Raw genomic sequence first — 17,793 nt, 5'->3', positions numbered from 1 at the left:
CGTCCATTCCGGGAATGAGGAAGTGACGGGTATCGGCCGCGCTTACGGCGTTCCCTTCCGGGTGTCGGGCCTTTGCCGGAAAAGCTGGGCATAGCTCTCCGCCGCCTTCTGCCATGAATAGAGCTTGCGGTTTTCATATCCCGCCTGGCGAAGATCGCCTGCCAGTTCGGGATCCGCCAAAAGCCGCTCAAGCGCGGAAACAAGGCTTTCAGCATCAGCCGGATCGAAGGTGAGCGCACCCTTGCCCGCGATCTCAGGCGTTGCCGAACGATTGGAACAGACAACCGGGCATCCCAGTTGCTGCGCCTCCAGCACCGGCAGGCAGAACCCCTCATAGGTGGAAGGCACGCACAGGCAGGCGGCGTGGCGGTAAAGCTCGATGAGTTGCCGGTCTTCTATGCCGGAAAGCCGGATCAGCCGGGTCTTCAACTCCGGATCATCCAGCATACCGGCGATTTCCTCGGCCTCATCACGGCCCACATGCACGAGATGCAGATCCGGCCGGTTTTTACCGACTGTGGCAAAGGCTTTGCCCAGCAGGCCGAAATTTTTATTGGAGGTCGCGTTTCCGACCGCCAGTATATAGGGCCCGGCAACGGGCGGCACGGCTTCAAAGGCCTCAGGATCAACATTCAGCGTGCTGTCGGAGTGGATGGTGAGGCTTTTGCCGGCAGCGGCGGGGAAAAATCGCGCCAGATCCTTCTGCGTCGCTTCGGACACGCAGGCGACCCGGTCCGATCCGGCCAGCATCAGGCGGAAGATGAAATCGGTCGTCAGGGCCGCCCGCCAGCCGATCTGTTCGGGAATGGTTTTGAAATAAAGATCGTGAACAAGGGTGACCCGACGTTTGCCGCCAAAAGGGCTCCCGAAGGGATCGGCATTAAACAGCACGTCGATGCCGTGCCGACGGCAAAGCGCAGGCAGCACCGCAGCCTGGCGCAACACGTCGAAAACCATAATGCGCGGCCGGGGCGTTTCGATGAGCTGAAGCCGGCTGTCGCGCAGGTTTTCGGGCAGTTGCGTCCGCGTCCAGGGAGAGCGCAGGATGTAGTCGTCATCCGTCTGCTCCAGCAGCCGCTCCAGCAGGCTGAAGGCCACACGAGCAACACCGGAGGCCTTGCCGCCATATTGGCTCGGCATGTTTACGAGAATGCGCATCCTTACCCTTCCGCCTGCCGACACTGCCTGCCACACTGGATCACCCGGCGGAACATCACGCCGCTTCCTTCAACAGCGCGGAAACGGACCGGCAGGTCTCCTCCAGCGAGAAACGCCGGCTCACATCCTCACGCCCCTTCTGCGCCAACCTTGCCGCCAAGGCCGGTTGCGACAGGATGCAGCCGAGTGCTGCGGCCAGCGCCGATGCATCCCCCGGCGGCACGAGCAGGCCCGTTTCGCCATCGCGAATGATTTCGGTAACCCCACCGCCACGCGTGGCGACAACCGGCCGCCCGCACATCATCGCCTCGACCACCACCCGGCCGAAGGGTTCGGCGACAATCGAGGTGTGGGCAACCACATCCATGGCCGCCATCAGTTCCGGCACGTCCGAGCGGAAACCGAGGAAGCGGACGCGATCATCAAGACCAAGACGGCTCGCCTGTTCGCGGATACGCGCCTCATAGGCCTCCTGTCCGAAAAGCGCGCCGCCGACGATGACCGCCTGCACGCCCTCCATCGCGGCAATCGCCTCCAGGAACACATGCTGCCCCTTCCATTCGCTCAGCCTGCCGAACAGGCCGACAAGCGGCTGCGGACCAAGGCCCAGTTCCGCGCGCAGCCGCGCGGCCGTGCCGGGTTCGTGAACACTTGCCCTGGCAGGATCGAAACCGTTGTAAACGATGCGCACTTTACCGGCCTCACCGCCGGCCTCGATGAAAGCCCGGCCCGTTTCCTCGGAATTGACGGCCACCAGCCTGGCGAAAAGGCGCGCAAATGCCAGCGAAGCCCGGCGGTTGACGGCACTGAAGGCGGGATCGGTGACGATATCGTGCAGAACCCAGACGAGCGGACGGCCGCTGAGTTTCGCCGCCAGCGCACAGACGAAAAGCGCCTTTTGCGAATTGGCGCAGATCACATCGTAATGTTTCGCCTCCCGGCTCAATTGCCAGGCAACCGCCATCACATCGGCCGCGCCGCGAAGCAATGCGCCGAATGACGAATCGCGACGGATTGACAGCATTTTTTCTCCGGCGGACAACATCACCGCAGGCCGCCCGGCATCCGCCAGATCAGCGGCGGCAGCACCGCCGCTGAGAAAACAGGCACGCCAGGAATGCGGCCCGGCCTTGACGAGGTCCGTCAGGAAAAGTTCGGCACCGCCCTTCTCGCCGGTATGGCTGACAAAAAGCGCGGATGTCATGGCATCACCCCTGCCGGATGAAAGCAATCAACGCATCCTTGTCCGCAATTGCGGGCATGAACGGACGTCCCATGAAAAAAAGGAGCCTGTTCGTCACCGACAGCGGTATCTTCAACGGGATAGGACGCCGCAGAGCGACACCGGGTGCTTAAGACTAAAAAAGATGTCATTCAAACCTGTGCGTGAATTAAAAATCCAATAGAGCAAATACAAAAGAAAATTATTCTGTTTTTATACTTTAGAAAATATCGAAGAAAAATTCGCGACGTTCAGCTTTTTGAGTCAATCGCCGTTTCGTTCCCGGCATGTTTTCCCCGTGCCCCATGGCGGAGTTATCCTGAGGCCAGACAGGAGAACGAACGATGACACCGCTCGAACACAACATATGCATATATATGGCGCGAACGGAAGAGGTGGCGGCATGATCGGCGTAGCGCTCGGCCTTCTTCCCCGCACCCTGGGCAGCATGAGACCCTCCTTAAACGCGTTCTCCCCCTTACGCGCCCGGCTGACGGCGGGTCGGAATGCCACGATCTTCGTGAACGGCGACAGCACCGCTTATCCCGAAGCCGGGCCATTTCAGCAATTCGCGACGCTGCTCGGCGATCTGCACGATGCGAAAGTGGTGCTGTATCGATGGGCGGAATGGCAGACAAGCGCCCCCACCGGGCCAAAGGCCTATGCGGATCCGGTCACGCTGCACGCCGGCACGGGTGCGACGCTGACCATCTATCTCGCAACGCTGCCGGGTGCCGTGGCCGGCAATATGTTCGCCGAACAGCGCGCGGCGGCGCTGAAGATTCCCCGTCCCGATCTGTGCATCCTGCATCAGGGCCACAATATGCAAAGCTTCGAGACCCCCGGTGGCATATTGAGCGCCGGGCGAGCCACGCTGCTCGGTCCGCTGGGCATGACCGAATGGCAATGGCCGGGCGTTCCGCAACTCATCACCACCCAGAACCCCTGGCGTGATGGGACGGATTACGACAAGGTCCACCAGGCAATTCTCGATCTGGCGCGAACGCACCCGAACCTCACACTGGTGGATACGCATGCCGCCTTTCTGGCCAAGGGCAAGGATGCCGGCCTTTACCGGGACAATATTCACCCAAACGAAGCTGGCTTCCGGCTCGTCGCCCGGGCCCTGTTCGATTCCTATCTGGCTTCCGCGTCCGATAGTGGTTTCCAGACGCCTTGCTGGCCGAAACTCCCCGCCGATAATCTCATCGGCAATGGCGATTTCACCGATTGGTCCGGCTCACTTCCCAGCGGCTGGACTTCGTCCTCCTCGGGTTCCGCCGCCAAAAGCGGGGATGTCGTCTTTTCCCCATCCTTCACCCACAGCCTCGCCGTCTATGCGAATGGAAACCAGACAGCCGGGCTTCTTCGGCACTTTCGCAATGCCGAAGCCGCGGCAATGATCGGCCGGACCGTTTCTTTCGCCCTGTTATATAAAAACAGCGAAAAGCAACGTTTTCCCTATATTACACTGAATGTGAAAAGCGGCGGGACAATCCGGACGATCACCTGCTCTTCCCTGCAATTCAGCAACGCCAACACCACCGGTAGTAGCGGCTGGATGTGGGCCACGGCCAACGGGATCGCCATAGATTCCGATATCAGCCCGGCCGGATATAATTTCTATCTCAGAATCCTCCCGGCATTCGGCAGCAGCGCCCCCGCCTCGAACGAGCCTGTTTACGTTCAACGGATCATTGCAGTCGAAGGGGACCTGCCGAAAGGCAACCTGGTCGGTTGAAAAATGGAGAATATCTTGCACGGCAATGCCATCGCGCAGGACTTGCCCTCGCCAGCGCCCCAGCGGAACGCTTCAGGCGACCTCGATGATTTCAATCTCCCCGCCGCCCAGGCTGGCCAGATCGCCAACCGTTTTTCCCATCAGTACCCGCGCAACCGGAGAGACATAGGAAATCGTTCCCGCGGCAGGGTCGGCCTCATCCTCACCGACGATCCGGAAACGCTGCGTTCGCCCGTCATCACGGCTGAATGTCACCAGACTGCCGAAGGCAACGACACCCTTCGCCTGTGGATCGAGCATCAGCTGTGCCGTGCGGACCCGCTCCGCGAAATATCGCATGTCCCGCAACGGGCCGGCGGCGATGCGCCGTCTTTCATTGATATCTTCGATAACATTGGCGGCCTCGCAGGCTTCGCGCGCCTGTTGCAATTGTCGTTCCAGCGCCTTTAGCCCGGCCTGCGTCACCAGATTGGGATGCGGAGAGATCACCCGGTCCGGCAATACGGTTTCGGCTGCGGTTTCCGCACTGTCTTCCTTGGTAAAGGCTACGCTCAATCCTGATACTCCACTCCCGAGACGCCGCGTTAGACGTCTGCAATTCGACCCAATCTTGCCATCGCCCACAGGCGCTGGGCAAGAGCGCGCTCCGCCGGTTCAAAAACGGACATGTAACAGGCGGACGCGGCCGATGACAACGCGCCCGTTTAACAGCGCGATACAACCACAAGGGAAGATACCCCTCATATTTCGGCCTAACGGGAGGCTTTTTGCCCTGTTAGGGTGTACCGCAGGAGGAGTGAGGGAGCCAACGCCAACGGACAGGAGACGGTTCATGGCCCGGACAGTAGTGAATGCGCTTGGAGACACACTCTATTACAGCGGCAGTTCCACCGGATTTTTTTCCGCCACGGGCTCCGGCCCGCTGCTCACCGGCACCGCCGGCAATGATTCCATGTGGGGCGACAGCTCCGTGAACGTGACGATGGCGGGCGGCACGGGCGACGATATTTATTATCTTTATTCCAGCATCAACCGCGCCGCCGAAAACGCCGGTGAGGGCATCGATACCATCGATACCTGGATGAGTTATACCCTGCCGGACAATTTCGAGAACCTGCGGGTAACGGGTGACGGGCGTTACGCCTTCGGCAATTCGCTCGACAATATCATCACCGGCGGATCGGGCCGCCAGACAATCGATGGCGGGGCCGGCAACGACGTGTTGATCGGTGGTGGCGGGGCCGACACCTTCGTCTTCACCAGCGGCAACGGCACCGATCTGATCACGGATTTCAGCGCCAATGACACGATCCGGCTCAATGGTTACGGCATCACATCCTTCGACCAGCTTGTCGGCAATGCCACGCAGCAGGGCAGCGATCTGTGGCTGAATTTTTCGAATGGTGAAGCCATCGTTCTCGCCGGAACGACCGTAGACGATCTTCAGGCGGGTCAGTTCGAACTCAGCCTCGACCGGTCGTCCCTCACCCAGACCTTCGCCGACGACTTCAACACGCTGTCGCTACGCAGCGGCGATCAGGGAACCTGGGATGCCAAATATTGGTGGGCGCCGGAAAAGGGAAGCTCGCTGACAACGAATGGTGAGGCGCAATGGTATATCAACCCCGCTTATGCCGGCACCTCGCAGGTCAATCCGTTCAGCATCGACAACGGCGTGCTGACCATCACCGCCGAAGAGACCGCGCCGTCGATCGCCGATGAAGTCGAGGGTTACGACTATACGTCGGGCATGCTGAATACCTATTCCTCTTTCAGCCAGACCTATGGTTATTTCGAAATACGCGCGGACATGCCGACCGATCGGGGCGCCTGGCCCGCCTTCTGGCTTTTGCCGGAAAACGGCTCCTGGCCGCCGGAACTCGACGTCATCGAAATGCGCGGCCAGAATCCCAATACGCTCATCATGTCCGCCCATTCCAACGCGACCGGCACGCAGACCTCGGTCATCAACAATGTCAGCGTACCGAGCACGGACGGGTTCCACACCTATGGCGTATTGTGGGATGCGGAACATATCACCTGGTATTTCGACGATGTCGCCGTCGCCCAGACGGATACGCCGGACGACATGCACGACCCCATGTATATGGTCGTCAATCTGGCCGTCGGCGGAACGGCGGGAACGCCATCGGCCAGTGATTTCAGCGACGGTTCGCAGATGATGATCGATTACATCAGGGCCTATTCGCTCTCCGACTGGGCCGCCTGAAAAAACGCCGGCAGCCTTCAGGGCTGCCGGCATTCTAAATATCAGCCTATCTGAGCTGTAACCCGTCCAGGCCCGTCATTCTGCCGCAAGCTGCGTGCGTGCGGCGTTAAGCGACATCAGATGCCTTGCGGTTTGAAGGCTTGCGGGCTGCTCGGCGCGGTAACGGCGGCCGATTTCCATCATCAGCACGGTATCCGGCAGAAAGCTGAGTTCCGAGAAGATGTCCTGCCAGTCGATATCGCCCCAACCGAGCGGCATATGCAGGTCGCCGATGCCGAGTGCTGTGCTTTCCTGCGGGAAATAGGCCTCATAAAAGCCCTGCGGGCGACCGAAGGAATCGTGCACGTGCAGATGGCCGGCAACCGACGCCATGGCGCGAAGCTCGGCGCGGAAATCGAGGCCACGATAGGTGGATTCGAGATAGGCATGGCTGAAATCGATCAGCGCCACGACATTGTCGTGACCGACGGCCTTCACGGTCGCCGCAACCTCGGCCGGTGTCTGGCGATACTGGCCAGGTTCGGTGGAGAAGATGTTCTCAAGGGCGATACGCACGCCATAGGGCTTGCAGAATTCCGCGAGTTCGAAAAGGGCTTCCCGCTCACGGGCATCGGCATCGGCCCGTTCGGCGATCTGGTCTGCACGCAGCGCGCCGCTGTGCTGAACCAGAATGCCGGCGCCGATCCGATCGCAGAGAACGGCAAGCGCCTTGGCCGCGTCGATCTGGTAACGGCACGTCACCGGATCCATGAAATTGGACGACACCAGACCGTGCACGGTGTAACGGAAGTCGAACTGCTTGGCGAGCGCCACGAAACGCTCCGCGCGTTCCTCGATGATACGGCCGCCGGCGATCAGATCGAGGCTCGTCACGGCGATTTCCACGGTGTCGCAGCCAATATCGGCAAGCGCCGCCAGATCGCTTTCCAGCGTGGCCAGTTCGCCGTCATCCGAACTGGCGTTGAATCCGGTACCTATAAGATTGCTCACTTCGTCATCTCCAGGGCTAAAAAAGATCATGCGAATTCGTGCGGCAGCGCAGCGCGCCATGCCGCATCGAAGAGGTCCGGGCGGTCGACGTAGATGTGCTCTACCCCGGCCGATACGACGTCATAAGGAAAGTCCACGGTCGTCGCCCGTAAAGAAGCTGGACCATGGTGATGCGTTTCCGTTGAAACCGATCACTCAATTAAGTTTCTTCATTTACAGCTTTATGACATTTCCGCGGGGCGAGGCTCGGAGGAGCGGCATCGTGAACGAATGCGCGGGAGGCCGGCGGTGGCTGGATTATGGACGCTGGGGTCCATTCAAGGGCGCATTATGGCCGCAAATTCTGTCGCCCGAAATGGCTGCGAACCCTGCCGGAACGCTCAAAAACGGGGTCTTCCGGCGAGAGGCGCTAACCGAGATTATGCACCATGAAGTAGATCAGCCAGCAATGTGCGATCGCCAGTATCGCCCAGGCCCATTTCGCGACCCTGATATCGGCATCGACAACCCCGTTGCGAATATCGGCCCTGCCGGGGTTATCTTCCCCGACGCGTTGGTCCGGGGCGGGAGACGCGGGCGATGCACTGGAAGCCGGCTCGCTGACAACATACAGCCTGTCGTTGCGCACGGGCGGATGCAGCTCATCGACAACGCTCTCCACCTCGGAAAGCGCATCCTCGCCGGAAGCGCAGTTCACCGCCATAAGCCGCGATGACACCCCCCTGTTACGCATGTTACCTTGATTGGGCATCATAATTTTCCAAACAATAAAAATAAAAAATTCCCCAGTCTCTCCCGATAAAGCAGTGCTTTGCCGGCCATGCCGCAACAGGCGCGGTTCCGCCGCGCTCATCGCTCATTCCCCATGCCTTCGCGCGTCCTGACGCAAAGGGCCCCGCTCTCAGGGCGTCAGAACACCCGGCAAATCACGCTTGCCCGCGTAAGGTTTCGCCTCCCGCTGGATCAGGAAGACGGATTTTTCCACCGGCAGCGGCTCGATTGTCCGGTAACGCTGAAACCTTCTGGAATATTCGAAGCGGATGAGCCTGTCGTCGAACTTCCCTGCCAGAACGCGATAGCCGTTGACGAACTCGTTGAGGATTTCCAGCTCTTCTCCCCATACCCAGCCGCCATAAGACGTCCCTTCATTCGAACGCAGCACGATCTCGAAAAAATGCCCGCCCGCCACCAGCGGCATGCGAAAGAGAATATCGAGATTGTCCTCGTCTTCCTCGTCACCTTTCTCCACCGACAGCCTGGCATGGGCGACCTTCGCGTGGACCAGCGCCGAAACCGGATAAAAGGGCCGGCCCTTGAACCACATGAATTCGCTGACCGCGTATCCGACATCATCGGCACGCTGGTAAGGTTCGATACGCGGCTCGAACGCCATGTAGCTTCCGTTAAACGCTATCACTGTCGAAAATTCCCGATGCCTGCCCACCGCATGTCCGCTGTTTTCCGCCCGTCATTCATGCTTCTGTTTCCGACAATAGGCAGGACCGCGTCACACCAGCGTCAAATGGAACGCTATGATGACTTTCAATTTTCCGGGCACGTTGTTAGATGATGATTCATGAGGGGATGAACGTGGCTGGGAACGCTGAACTGATACCGATCCGGCTTTTTGGCACCCCGCGCTGTGATGCGGTGCGGGAAGCGTTTTTCCCGTCCAAGGGCTTTGCCCTCACCGCCGCCCTGATCCTTGCCCCGAACCAGTCGCTTTCCCGCCAGCACGCCGCATCGCTGCTGTGGGAAAATGTCGAGCAGAAGCGGGCTCTCGGCAATTTGCGGCAGCTCATCCTGCGCCTGCAGAAACTTCCCAATGAGGACGAGGCTATCCTTCTGACCGAAGGAAACGATCTGAAGGCCGGAAAGCTGGCACAGCGCACCGATCTTGCCATCTTCCTTGCCGGCGCACGAGCCGAAGACCCGATGCAGCGGCTCAACGCGCTACTCGAATTCGGCGGCGATCTGCTGGAGGGGCTGGAGGCCGGGCAGGATCACCTTTACCTGTGGCTGCTTTCGGAACGCCGCCGTCTGAAAGACCTGTTCTTTTCAAGCTATACCCAGCTTCTGGAGGAATTGACGCGGTTCGGCCGCGCGAGTTCCAACGACATAGCCAGACTGGCCGAATGCGCCTGCAAGATCGAGCCGGAGCGCGAGGAAACCTACCGCGCGGCCATGGCCGCCTATGCGCGAATAGGCAACATCAGCGCCTGCGAAGGCATGTACCAGCTTCTGATGGAACAGCTTCGCCAGGAGGCCCGCGCACCCGAGCCGGAAACCGTGGCCCTGAGGCGACGCATACAAAGCCTGGCCGCAACGATAGCAACCCCCGCCGAGCCGGAGGAAGGCAGCCGCCGAAAAACCCTGACAAAACCGCGCGTCGCATTCGTGCGCCCGGCCAGGGTCGATGGGCAGCCGGTCTCGCCGGTGATGCATGCCTTCGTCGAGGATGTCGCCAACAGCCTCGTCCGATACCGCACCTTCACCGTGCTTTCGCCGCACAGCACCTTTGCCCTGGCGCATGACCGGGCCGACGACAGCTACGCCATGCTGCGGGCCGATTACCGCATCATGTCAGCCGTGTTTGATGACACCCGCATGTCGGTTGCGCTGATCGAGGAGGCGAGCGGTGAAATCGTCTGGTCGCTGGAGGCGGTCCTGACCGAGCGGCAGATTCACGCCGCCTTCCGACTGCTGTCCAAACAGGTGGCGGCAGCACTTGCCCGCGAAATCGAGCGGCTTCAGGTGGAGCCCGACCGTAACCATAGCGGCGAGGCCTACCGGCAATTGCTGGAGGGCCAGCAGCTTCTGCGCGGCAAATGCGACCTGCCGCTTCTCAGAAGAGCCCGTTCGATGTTCCGCAAGGCCGTCGACCTCGACCACAGCATGGCGGTCGCCCGCGCCCGGGTGGCGCAGAGCCTGCAGCTGGAATGGCTGATGCTGGGGGGCAATGATCCTCACCTGTTGCACCGCGCCAAGGCGGAGGCCGATGCCTCCGTCGAGATCGATCCGGCGCTTGGCGTCGGCCACTGGATGTGCGCGGTGGTGGCGCTCTACCAGCGGGATTTTGACATATCCGCCGAAAAATTCTTCGAGGCGGAGGCGCTGGCGCCCAACTCCGCCGATCTGCTGCTTCAGCATGCCGATGCGCTTGCCCATTTCGGCGAGGCGGAAATCGCCTGGGAGAAGTTTCAGCAGGCCATCGACCTCAACCCGCTGGCCCCGGATATCTATTGGTGGGCCGGCGCCAGCATCGCGTTCAAGCGTCAGGATTACGGCACGGCGGTGGAACTGTGCGGGCGAATGGAAAATGACGAGCCTGCGCTGCGTGTCCTGACCGCAAGCCACGCCCTGCATGGAGATTTGGCCGCCGCCCGGGAAAGTGGCAGCAGGCTTCAGGAAAACTATCCGGGCATGACGGCGAGGGAGATCAGCAGCCTGTCTCCGGACCGCGACCCGATAGCGAATGAAAAATTTTATCACGCACTTCGATTAGCTGGGATCAAATAGGAGACACTATGTCCTCGCATTTCTTTATCGTCGGAAAAAAGGGTTTTGGCGTTCTTTTCATTCGTACGGCGCCGCTTCGGGTCGCGTCGGTATCGCATGAGACGATTGCCGCCTATGAAGCCAACCATCCGGGCGTGGATGGCTATGCCCGTGTGGCCGCAGCCGCAAAATCCATGCTCGTTCGCCAGGACGGCCAGCCCGAGGCGGAACTGGATCAGGTGCAGATCCAGGGCATCGAGGCTCTCGTCGCCGGTGGCGCCGTGGTTTCCGAAGCCGATTTTGCCTTCATCGGCGAAGTGGTCGACGCCGGCTGGGATTTCAACCGCATGGTGCAGGCGCCGATCGAAGCGGCCCTGAAGGCTGTCGGTCCGGCGGGTTCCGTCACCGGCGAGCTGTTCGACGCCATCCTTGCCGACGACAGCAACACGGCACGCTGATCGCGGTCCCGCTGCCTTGACCGGCGCCGATGCTCCCATGTCAGCGCCGCCGGCAAGGCGTGCAGACGCTTCATTCTTCGATCCCGGACTGCTTCGGCGGTTCGGGATTACCCGCGTCGGCGATGTGACCGGTCTCGATATTATCGGCATCCCCGTCTGGTTCGCGGTCCGGCCCAATTCGCGCGGTTTGTCGGTATCGCAGGGCAAGGGCCTTTTTGCGGAACAGGCCAGGCTATCGGCGATCATGGAGGCGATCGAAGGTGCCGTCGCCGAAGACACCCGCAGGCATATCGCCGCTTTCGGCTCCATCGACGAGATGCGCAACAAGGGCGCTCCCCTCATTCCCTTCGAAACCGTCGGTCGGATCGATCCCGATGCTCTGGATCAACTGAAGGAGCGCGCCTGGGTGAAGGGAACTTCCGTTCGCCGCCAGCAGGAGGTCCTTGCCCCTTACGAACTCGTCGGCATGGATTTCCGCGCGGATTTCCCGTGGGATCGGCAGGCTTTCCGCATGAGCTCCCAGGGCCTCGCGGCCGGGTTCGACCATGACCATGCGGTTTTCCATGCGCTGCTCGAACTCATCGAAAACGATGCCTGCTTTCTCGTCGATACCTTCGAGACCCGCGCCCTCGCACCACAACCGCTTGTCCTTGCGGCGGGCGTCGACCCATCCTTCGACGACCTCATTCAGCGCCTTTCGGATATCGGCCTGCCGCCCTCCTTTTTCGACCTGACGAATGCACTCGGCGTGCCGGTGGTGATGGCGAGCCTGCCACGGTCGCTTCAGGCTGAAGACGGGCCGGCCACCCGCAGCGCCGCGGGCGCCGCCTGCCGTCCAAGCACCCATGCCGCCGCTATGGCTGCGCTGCTGGAGGCGATCCAGTCGCGGCTGACCGATATCAGCGGCGCAAGGGACGATCTCTCCCCGCTCCGTTACCGGCGGGATATGTTTGCGGCACGGCCTGCCGCCGCCGGCTTGCGGCCGGCGGAACCACCCCCGCTCGGCCTCGACTTTACGGCGCCCGGCAATATGTCCCTGCCGTCCTGGCACCGGCTTGCGGAGCACCTCTTCGCCTGCGGTATCGAGGATGTCTATGTCTTTCCGCTGGAAACGGAGGTCTCTGGCCTGCATGTCGTGCGGGTTCTGGCAAGCGGCCTCGCCCCGGCGGGTGGCGGCCTGCAACACATCTCGCCGCGCACGCTCGATCATCTGCTGAACCTTGGGGGTACTCGATGAAACCGGTGGTTTTTGCAGGCCCCTCCATCCACGGTGAACATATATCCGGTCTCGATCTTCGCGGACCGGCTGCCTGCGGCGATATTTTCGATGCGGTCCGGCAAGGCGTCCCGGCAATCGGGCTGATCGACGGTCTTTATGGCGATTGCGCCGCCGTCTGGCATAAAGAAATCCTGTTTGCGCTGTCGAGCGGCGTCACCGTTTTCGGTGCCGCCAGCATGGGTGCGCTGAGGGCGGCGGAATGCGCCGCCTTCGGCATGATCGGCATCGGCGATATCTTCGAGGCCTATCGCGACGGGCGCCGGTTTTCCGATGCCGATGTGGCGGTGAGCCACGCACCCGGCGAGCTCGGCTACCGCCCGCTGACAATCGCACTGGTCGATGCCGAGGCGACGCTCGCCGCCTGCCGTGGCTTGGTCACGCCCGAAGAATTCGACGCGCTCTCGCTTGCCGCCGGCACCCTGCATTTTACCCGCAGGACATGGCGCGCCATCGCCGTCGAAGCGGGTCTCGGCCCTGCGACGGCCAATCTGCTCGCCGCGCATGCCGTGTCCGCCAAACGAAAGGATGCGGCCAGACTTCTGGCGGCGCTGTCAGGCGAGACAGCACCATCCACGCCGCCGCAATCATGGAAGCTGCAGAACACCATGTTTTTCCAGCAACTGGCCACGCGGCGGATGGCCGGGGAAAAAACCTCTTGAGCGTCGCCGGTCCCCTGCCGCTGGTGCCCGATTGCGGCGGGCCGATCCGCACGATCGCACTCGCATTGCCAGCCGCTTTTTTTGCGGAAAGCCGAACGGATGACACTGTTTCACCGCTCATTCCAATCGGAAACCTGCTCTCGGCCCTGCCATCAGATGTCACCGCCGCCATTGTGATCGATCACGCCAGTTTTGCCACGGCGCAAGACTGGCTCGACAGCATGCAGGTTCCCTGCACGACCACGCTGGTTCCCTTGGCTGAAGGTGACAGTGTCCCGCATCCGTGGATACAGGACATGTTCCATGTGCGGACCGGCGATCAGGAGGAGGGCACCGCGGCAGAATTTGTCTCAGTCGCGCAAAGCGCCCTCAGCGTGACCCTGGCCGAACACCTCGGAGCGACAGTTACGCATCTGGATGTGGCCCTGGCGGGCGGCAACCAGCTCGTCGGGCCGGATTTTCGGCTGGTGGGCCATTCCAGCCTGGTGGATGACAGGGGCTTCGGAAAAGCTGCGGCCGCCCCCTCGCAGCGGTGGCGAAAAGTGCAGGCTCTCGATGGCAGACGCGTGCACAGTTTCGGATATCGGCCGGAAGACCTCGGCAAGGTCCCGGTCGCCTTCGATCTTTCCACAACGCGAATTTGCAAACCGGTAATAGCTGGCGGGAAAATGCACCAATGCGGCTTCCATGTTGACCAGTTCGTTTCCGTCACCGGTCTCAAACGAGGGGACCGGCCGTTGCTACTCGTTGCCGATCCGGTCGCCCATGGCGAATGCGATGCCCGCGCAGCAATCGATTTGAAACGAAAACTGGACGCCTCCGCCCTCTCGCTTGCTCGGCAAGGTTTTGCGATCGAGCGAAATCCCATTCCGGTCTCGCCCGCCATCGATACCAACAAATGCCTGCCCAGGCTTTACAACAATGTCCTTCTTGAAAATGTCACACGGCCCGGTCAAAAACGACCATCCGTCTGGCTTCCGCATTTCGGCGACAGGGAGGCACTTGAGGCATTCGACGTGGTCAATCGGCAAATTTGGGACGGACTTGGTTTTCAGGCTATCGGCGTGGCTGGCTGGAGCCATCTTTCCAGCCGCAACGGGGCGTTGCGATGCGCAATAAAAGTGATAAATCGCGAGAGGAACACAAAGTTATGAACAGAAAACTGTATTACTTTGTCAAAAAAGCATCATAATACCCGTGGAAATTGTGTTGAATACATACCTTCAACAATATTAATTGATAATGATCGAATTTAATAACCTCACACAGGAGGAATTTGTAATGCAGGCCAAACTACCCAGCCCGATCGACGTACATGTCGGCGCACAAATCAGAATGCGCCGCAAGTCGCTCGGCATGAGTCAGAGTGCGCTGGCCGGGCGATTGGGCATCACCTTCCAGCAGGTCCAGAAATATGAAAAGGGCGCCAACCGCGTCGGCGCTTCGCGTCTGCAGGCCATTGCGTCGATTCTCGGCGTTGAGGTCAGCTCCCTTTTCGCCAATGCCACACCCGATGGCGGCGCCGCCAACCCGGCGCTGGGCACGATCAATGCCATGCAGACCTTCGTGGCCTCGAATGAAGGTTTTTCGCTGAACCAGGCCTTTTCGCGCATCAAGAGTGCAGCCGTGCGTCGGAGCATCGTGGCTCTCGTCACATCGCTCGCAGCAACCGAAGCGGCGGAAAATGCCGGCGCAGCAACGGACAAGAGCGACGATTGACGCAGGTGTGACGCTCGCGTGACGCTCGATGTGGTCAAAAATGAACAACGCGGGATCAACGCGTTTTCATACTGTCGACTGTCGAGAGGGAATCATGGTGGCGTCTACCTCAGCAATACTTGAACAGGATAATGCAGACGAGATTTTGGCACTCGGGCGGATGGTCTCCTATCTTTGCCAGCGTTCGAAATCCCTGGAACTGGGCATGTCGACCTATTTCCTGGAAATGGCGTTGTTGTCGCTGGCCCAGGATATCAATCAGCAGGGTCTGCCGCCCGCGGAGCTGAATGCCAGCGCCTTCGCATCGACAGATCTGCACTGAGCACTTCTGCAACGGCATAGACAGGCAGGATTGAGCGTTTCCATTCCGACCTCCAGTCGTGAAAACCGGGGACGTTTTTCTTCTCCCTATGCCCTCCCCGTTTTTCTCGGCGAAAGCCATGACAGAGGCCCGGTTTTACCGGGCCTCTGTCATATCAGGGCGCTGCGCGGCGAAGTTCGGCCGCCGCGGCGACCATATTGACCAGCGCCGGCCTCACCTCTTCCCATTTGCGGGTTTTCAGGCCGCAATCCGGGTTGATCCAGAGCTGCCGGTCATCGAGCCTTTCCCGCGCCAAAGCCAGAAGATCGACCATTTCCGCGACTGCCGGCACGCGCGGCGAATGGATATCGTAAACGCCGGGGCCGATCTGGTTCGGATATTTGTAGGTCCGGAAGGCATCCAGCAGTTCCATCTTCGAACGCGAGGTCTCGATGGAGATCACGTCGGCATCCATCGCCGCAATCGCGTCGATGATCTGGTTGAATTCGGAATAGCACATGTGAGTGTGCACCTGCGTCCGGTCGCCCACGCCGCTGGAGCAAATGCGGAAGCAATCCACCGCCCAGCCGAGATAATCCTGCCAGTCCCGGTGCCGAAGCGGCAGGCCTTCACGCAATGCCGCCTCATCGATCTGGATCATCTGCGCGCCGGCTGCCTCGAGATCATTGACCTCATCGCGGATGGCGAGCGCGATCTGCCGGCAGGTCAGGCTTCTGGCGATATCGTCACGGACGAAGGACCAGTTGAGGATCGTCACCGGCCCGGTCAGCATGCCTTTAACGGGCTTTTCGGTGAGCGACTGGGAATAGTCCCACCAGCGAACCGTCATCGGCTTCGGACGCGACACATCGCCGAAGATGATCGGTGGGCGCACGTAACGCGAACCGTAGCTCTGCACCCATGCATGTTGGGTGAAGGCGAAGCCGGAAAGCTGCTCGCCGAAATATTGCACCATGTCGTTACGCTCGAACTCGCCGTGGACGAGAACGTCGAGGCCGATTTCCTCCTGCCAGCGGATCGTCGCTTCGGTTTCCTTCCGCAGGAAGTTTTCATATTGCGCGTCGGTCAGGGCGCCCTTGGAATGCGCGGAGCGAGCTTTCCTCACCTCCGGCGTCTGCGGGAAAGAGCCGATGGTCGTCGTCGGGAAAAGCGGCAGGGCGATGGCCTGCGATTGCAGCTTCTGCCGCTCGGCAAAGGCGCTTGCCCGTTGCCTGTCGGCGGCGCCGATCGTCGCGATGCGTTTTTGAACGGTGGTATCCGTTACCTTTGGCGAGGATGCGCGTGCGGCGACCGCCCGCGAGGCCGCTTCCAGTTCCGGCGCAACAGTGGCCCTGCCCTCACCCAAAGCCCGGCCGAGCGTGGCAAGCTCGCCGAGCTTCTGGGTGGCAAAAGACAGCCAGCTCTTCAGATCGGCATCGAGGCCGGTTTCCAGTTCGAGGTCAACCGGAACATGCAGCAGCGAGCAGGACGGCGCGATTTGAAAGGTCGCCGCACCCCGTTCGGCAATCGCGGTTTCCAGCTTGCCGATGATCGCGGCGAGATCGGCACGCCAGATATTGCGGCCATCAATGACGCCGAGCGACAGGACGCGGTTTGCGGGCAAGACCTTCAATGCCGCCTCCAACGCTTCGGGCGCGCGCACCAGATCGAGATGAAGACCCGCGACCGGAAGCGCCGCGACGGCCTGCAAATTATCCTCAAGACCGCCGAAATAGGTGGCGATGAGGATTTTGAGATCAGGCGCGGCCTTTGACAGAGCCTGATAAGCGACGGCGAGCGCATGGCGTTCGCCCTCTGAAAGATCCAGCACGGCCACCGGCTCGTCGATCTGCACCCAGTCCGCCCCGGCGGCGCGGAGACGACGCAGCAGTTCTTCATAAACGGGCAGTAGCTTCGCCAGAAGATCGAGCGGCTTGAAGGCCGCCTCTCGCGCCTTGGCAAGCTTCAGAAACGTGACCGGGCCGAGGATGACGGGTCGTGTGTGAATGCCGAGCGCTTTCGCCTCGAGGAAATGGTCGACCGGTTTTTGCGAGGTGAGCACGAAATGCTGCTCCTCGGAAACCTCCGGCACCATGTAATGATAATTGGTGTCGAACCACTTGGTCATTTCCAGTGCCGGAACGCCCTGGCCGTGATGCGCATGTCCTTCATGAACGTGGTCGCAGCCGGCATGGGCCTCACTCTGACTTCCGCGCGCCATGGCGAAATAGGTCGACAGGGAGACATCCCCGCCCGTCCATCCGTAGATCGACGGAATGGCCCCCACCATCACGGCCGTGTCGAGCACGTGATCATAGAGAGAGAAATCATTGGAGGGGATAAGGCTGATCCCCTTTTCCCACTGAAGCGCCCAGTTTTCGGCGCGCAGCCTGCCGGCGGTTTCGAGAAGGTCCGTTTCGGAGATCTTTCCGGACCAGAAGCCTTCAAGCGCGAACTTCAATTCACGATGACGGCCGATCCTCGGAAAACCGAGCGATGCGACTGGAATGGTCTTGTCTGGCATTGTCATACCCCATT

16 protein-coding genes are annotated in these 17,793 nt (G+C 60.7%); 9 read left to right on the top strand and 7 right to left on the bottom strand.

Going from position 1 to position 17,793, the window contains the following annotated elements:
• Positions 1-42: 42 nt before the first annotated feature.
• Positions 43-1,158 carry a glycosyltransferase family 4 protein gene (locus O3S81_RS09095; protein ID WP_269342521.1) on the bottom strand — a complete coding sequence of 372 codons (1,116 nt, stop codon included), beginning with the start codon at positions 1,156-1,158 and terminating at the stop codon, positions 43-45.
• Positions 1,159-1,213: 55 nt separating this feature from the next.
• On the bottom strand, positions 1,214-2,362 hold the full coding sequence (locus O3S81_RS09090) for a glycosyltransferase family 4 protein (RefSeq protein ID WP_269342519.1): 1,149 nt from the start codon (positions 2,360-2,362) through the stop codon (positions 1,214-1,216).
• A gap of 421 nt (positions 2,363-2,783) precedes the next feature.
• Between O3S81_RS09090 and O3S81_RS09085 the strand changes: the two genes are divergently transcribed.
• Complete coding sequence (locus O3S81_RS09085; RefSeq protein ID WP_269342518.1) at positions 2,784-4,121, top strand: SGNH/GDSL hydrolase family protein; 1,338 nt, start codon at positions 2,784-2,786, stop codon at positions 4,119-4,121.
• A 72-nt stretch (positions 4,122-4,193) separates the two neighbouring features.
• Here the strand turns inward: O3S81_RS09085 and greA are convergent, their stop codons facing one another.
• Positions 4,194-4,676, bottom strand: a complete 483-nt coding sequence (gene greA, locus O3S81_RS09080) for a transcription elongation factor GreA (protein WP_269342517.1) — start codon at positions 4,674-4,676, stop codon at positions 4,194-4,196.
• A 277-nt stretch (positions 4,677-4,953) separates the two neighbouring features.
• Between greA and O3S81_RS09075 the strand changes: the two genes are divergently transcribed.
• Positions 4,954-6,351 carry a family 16 glycosylhydrolase gene (locus O3S81_RS09075; RefSeq protein WP_269342515.1) on the top strand — a complete coding sequence of 466 codons (1,398 nt, stop codon included), beginning with the start codon at positions 4,954-4,956 and terminating at the stop codon, positions 6,349-6,351.
• Between the two features lie 75 nt (positions 6,352-6,426).
• Here the strand turns inward: O3S81_RS09075 and O3S81_RS09070 are convergent, their stop codons facing one another.
• The 3 genes from O3S81_RS09070 to O3S81_RS09060 form a co-directional block, all read right to left on the bottom strand.
• Positions 6,427-7,341 (bottom strand): TIM barrel protein, encoded by a 915-nt coding sequence (locus O3S81_RS09070; protein WP_269342514.1) that lies wholly within the window; start codon positions 7,339-7,341, stop codon positions 6,427-6,429.
• 409 nt (positions 7,342-7,750) lie between these two features.
• Positions 7,751-8,092 carry a hypothetical protein gene (locus O3S81_RS09065; protein ID WP_269342512.1) on the bottom strand — a complete coding sequence of 114 codons (342 nt, stop codon included), beginning with the start codon at positions 8,090-8,092 and terminating at the stop codon, positions 7,751-7,753.
• Positions 8,093-8,242: 150 nt separating this feature from the next.
• Positions 8,243-8,734 (bottom strand): hypothetical protein, encoded by a 492-nt coding sequence (locus O3S81_RS09060; RefSeq protein ID WP_269342510.1) that lies wholly within the window; start codon positions 8,732-8,734, stop codon positions 8,243-8,245.
• 173 nt (positions 8,735-8,907) lie between these two features.
• Here O3S81_RS09060 and O3S81_RS09055 point away from each other — a divergent pair, with 173 nt between their 5' ends.
• From O3S81_RS09055 to O3S81_RS09025, 7 genes are all read left to right on the top strand, one after another.
• Positions 8,908-10,860: a BTAD domain-containing putative transcriptional regulator gene (locus O3S81_RS09055; protein ID WP_269342508.1), complete on the top strand. Its 1,953-nt coding sequence runs from the start codon at positions 8,908-8,910 to the stop codon at positions 10,858-10,860.
• Between the two features lie 8 nt (positions 10,861-10,868).
• Positions 10,869-11,297 (top strand): hypothetical protein, encoded by a 429-nt coding sequence (locus O3S81_RS09050; protein ID WP_269342506.1) that lies wholly within the window; start codon positions 10,869-10,871, stop codon positions 11,295-11,297.
• 37 nt (positions 11,298-11,334) lie between these two features.
• On the top strand, positions 11,335-12,534 hold the full coding sequence (locus O3S81_RS09045; RefSeq protein WP_269342505.1) for a YcaO-like family protein: 1,200 nt from the start codon (positions 11,335-11,337) through the stop codon (positions 12,532-12,534).
• Positions 12,531-13,235, top strand: coding sequence for a TfuA-like protein (locus O3S81_RS09040; protein WP_269342503.1), 705 nt, complete (start codon positions 12,531-12,533; stop codon positions 13,233-13,235). The genes O3S81_RS09045 and O3S81_RS09040 overlap by 4 nt, the downstream gene beginning before the upstream one ends.
• Positions 13,232-14,389, top strand: coding sequence for a hypothetical protein (locus O3S81_RS09035; RefSeq protein ID WP_269343492.1), 1,158 nt, complete (start codon positions 13,232-13,234; stop codon positions 14,387-14,389). The genes O3S81_RS09040 and O3S81_RS09035 overlap by 4 nt, the downstream gene beginning before the upstream one ends.
• Before the next feature lie 127 nt (positions 14,390-14,516).
• Positions 14,517-14,954: a helix-turn-helix domain-containing protein gene (locus tag O3S81_RS09030; RefSeq protein ID WP_269342501.1), complete on the top strand. Its 438-nt coding sequence runs from the start codon at positions 14,517-14,519 to the stop codon at positions 14,952-14,954.
• A gap of 94 nt (positions 14,955-15,048) precedes the next feature.
• On the top strand, positions 15,049-15,276 hold the full coding sequence (locus O3S81_RS09025) for a hypothetical protein (RefSeq protein ID WP_269342500.1): 228 nt from the start codon (positions 15,049-15,051) through the stop codon (positions 15,274-15,276).
• Positions 15,277-15,430: 154 nt separating this feature from the next.
• Here the strand turns inward: O3S81_RS09025 and metE are convergent, their stop codons facing one another.
• Positions 15,431-17,779: a 5-methyltetrahydropteroyltriglutamate--homocysteine S-methyltransferase gene (metE, locus tag O3S81_RS09020; RefSeq protein ID WP_269342499.1), complete on the bottom strand. Its 2,349-nt coding sequence runs from the start codon at positions 17,777-17,779 to the stop codon at positions 15,431-15,433.
• Positions 17,780-17,793 lie beyond the last annotated feature (14 nt).

Source organism: Agrobacterium sp. SOY23, assembly GCF_027212525.1.
GTDB classification, from domain to species: Bacteria; Pseudomonadota; Alphaproteobacteria; order Rhizobiales; family Rhizobiaceae; genus Agrobacterium; species Agrobacterium tumefaciens_I.
Note: the sequence above shows the minus strand (reverse complement) of the source record. Positions and strands in the feature narration are given on the sequence as shown.

What these genes read in the sequence shown, in the direction of transcription:
- O3S81_RS09095 (WP_269342521.1), bottom strand. Translation starts at nt 1,158, where the DNA reads ATGCGCATTCTCGTAAACATGCCGAGCCAATATGGCGGCAAGGCCTCC.
- O3S81_RS09090 (WP_269342519.1), bottom strand. Translation starts at nt 2,362, where the DNA reads ATGACATCCGCGCTTTTTGTCAGCCATACCGGCGAGAAGGGCGGTGCC.
- O3S81_RS09085 (WP_269342518.1), top strand. Translation starts at nt 2,784, where the DNA reads ATGATCGGCGTAGCGCTCGGCCTTCTTCCCCGCACCCTGGGCAGCATG.
- O3S81_RS09075 (WP_269342515.1), top strand. Translation starts at nt 4,954, where the DNA reads ATGGCCCGGACAGTAGTGAATGCGCTTGGAGACACACTCTATTACAGC.
- O3S81_RS09065 (WP_269342512.1), bottom strand. Translation starts at nt 8,092, where the DNA reads ATGCCCAATCAAGGTAACATGCGTAACAGGGGGGTGTCATCGCGGCTT.
- O3S81_RS09060 (WP_269342510.1), bottom strand. Translation starts at nt 8,734, where the DNA reads ATGGCGTTCGAGCCGCGTATCGAACCTTACCAGCGTGCCGATGATGTC.
- O3S81_RS09055 (WP_269342508.1), top strand. Translation starts at nt 8,908, where the DNA reads ATGATGATTCATGAGGGGATGAACGTGGCTGGGAACGCTGAACTGATA.
- O3S81_RS09050 (WP_269342506.1), top strand. Translation starts at nt 10,869, where the DNA reads ATGTCCTCGCATTTCTTTATCGTCGGAAAAAAGGGTTTTGGCGTTCTT.
- O3S81_RS09045 (WP_269342505.1), top strand. Translation starts at nt 11,335, where the DNA reads ATGTCAGCGCCGCCGGCAAGGCGTGCAGACGCTTCATTCTTCGATCCC.
- O3S81_RS09040 (WP_269342503.1), top strand. Translation starts at nt 12,531, where the DNA reads ATGAAACCGGTGGTTTTTGCAGGCCCCTCCATCCACGGTGAACATATA.
- O3S81_RS09030 (WP_269342501.1), top strand. Translation starts at nt 14,517, where the DNA reads ATGCAGGCCAAACTACCCAGCCCGATCGACGTACATGTCGGCGCACAA.
- O3S81_RS09025 (WP_269342500.1), top strand. Translation starts at nt 15,049, where the DNA reads ATGGTGGCGTCTACCTCAGCAATACTTGAACAGGATAATGCAGACGAG.
- metE (WP_269342499.1), bottom strand. Translation starts at nt 17,779, where the DNA reads ATGCCAGACAAGACCATTCCAGTCGCATCGCTCGGTTTTCCGAGGATC.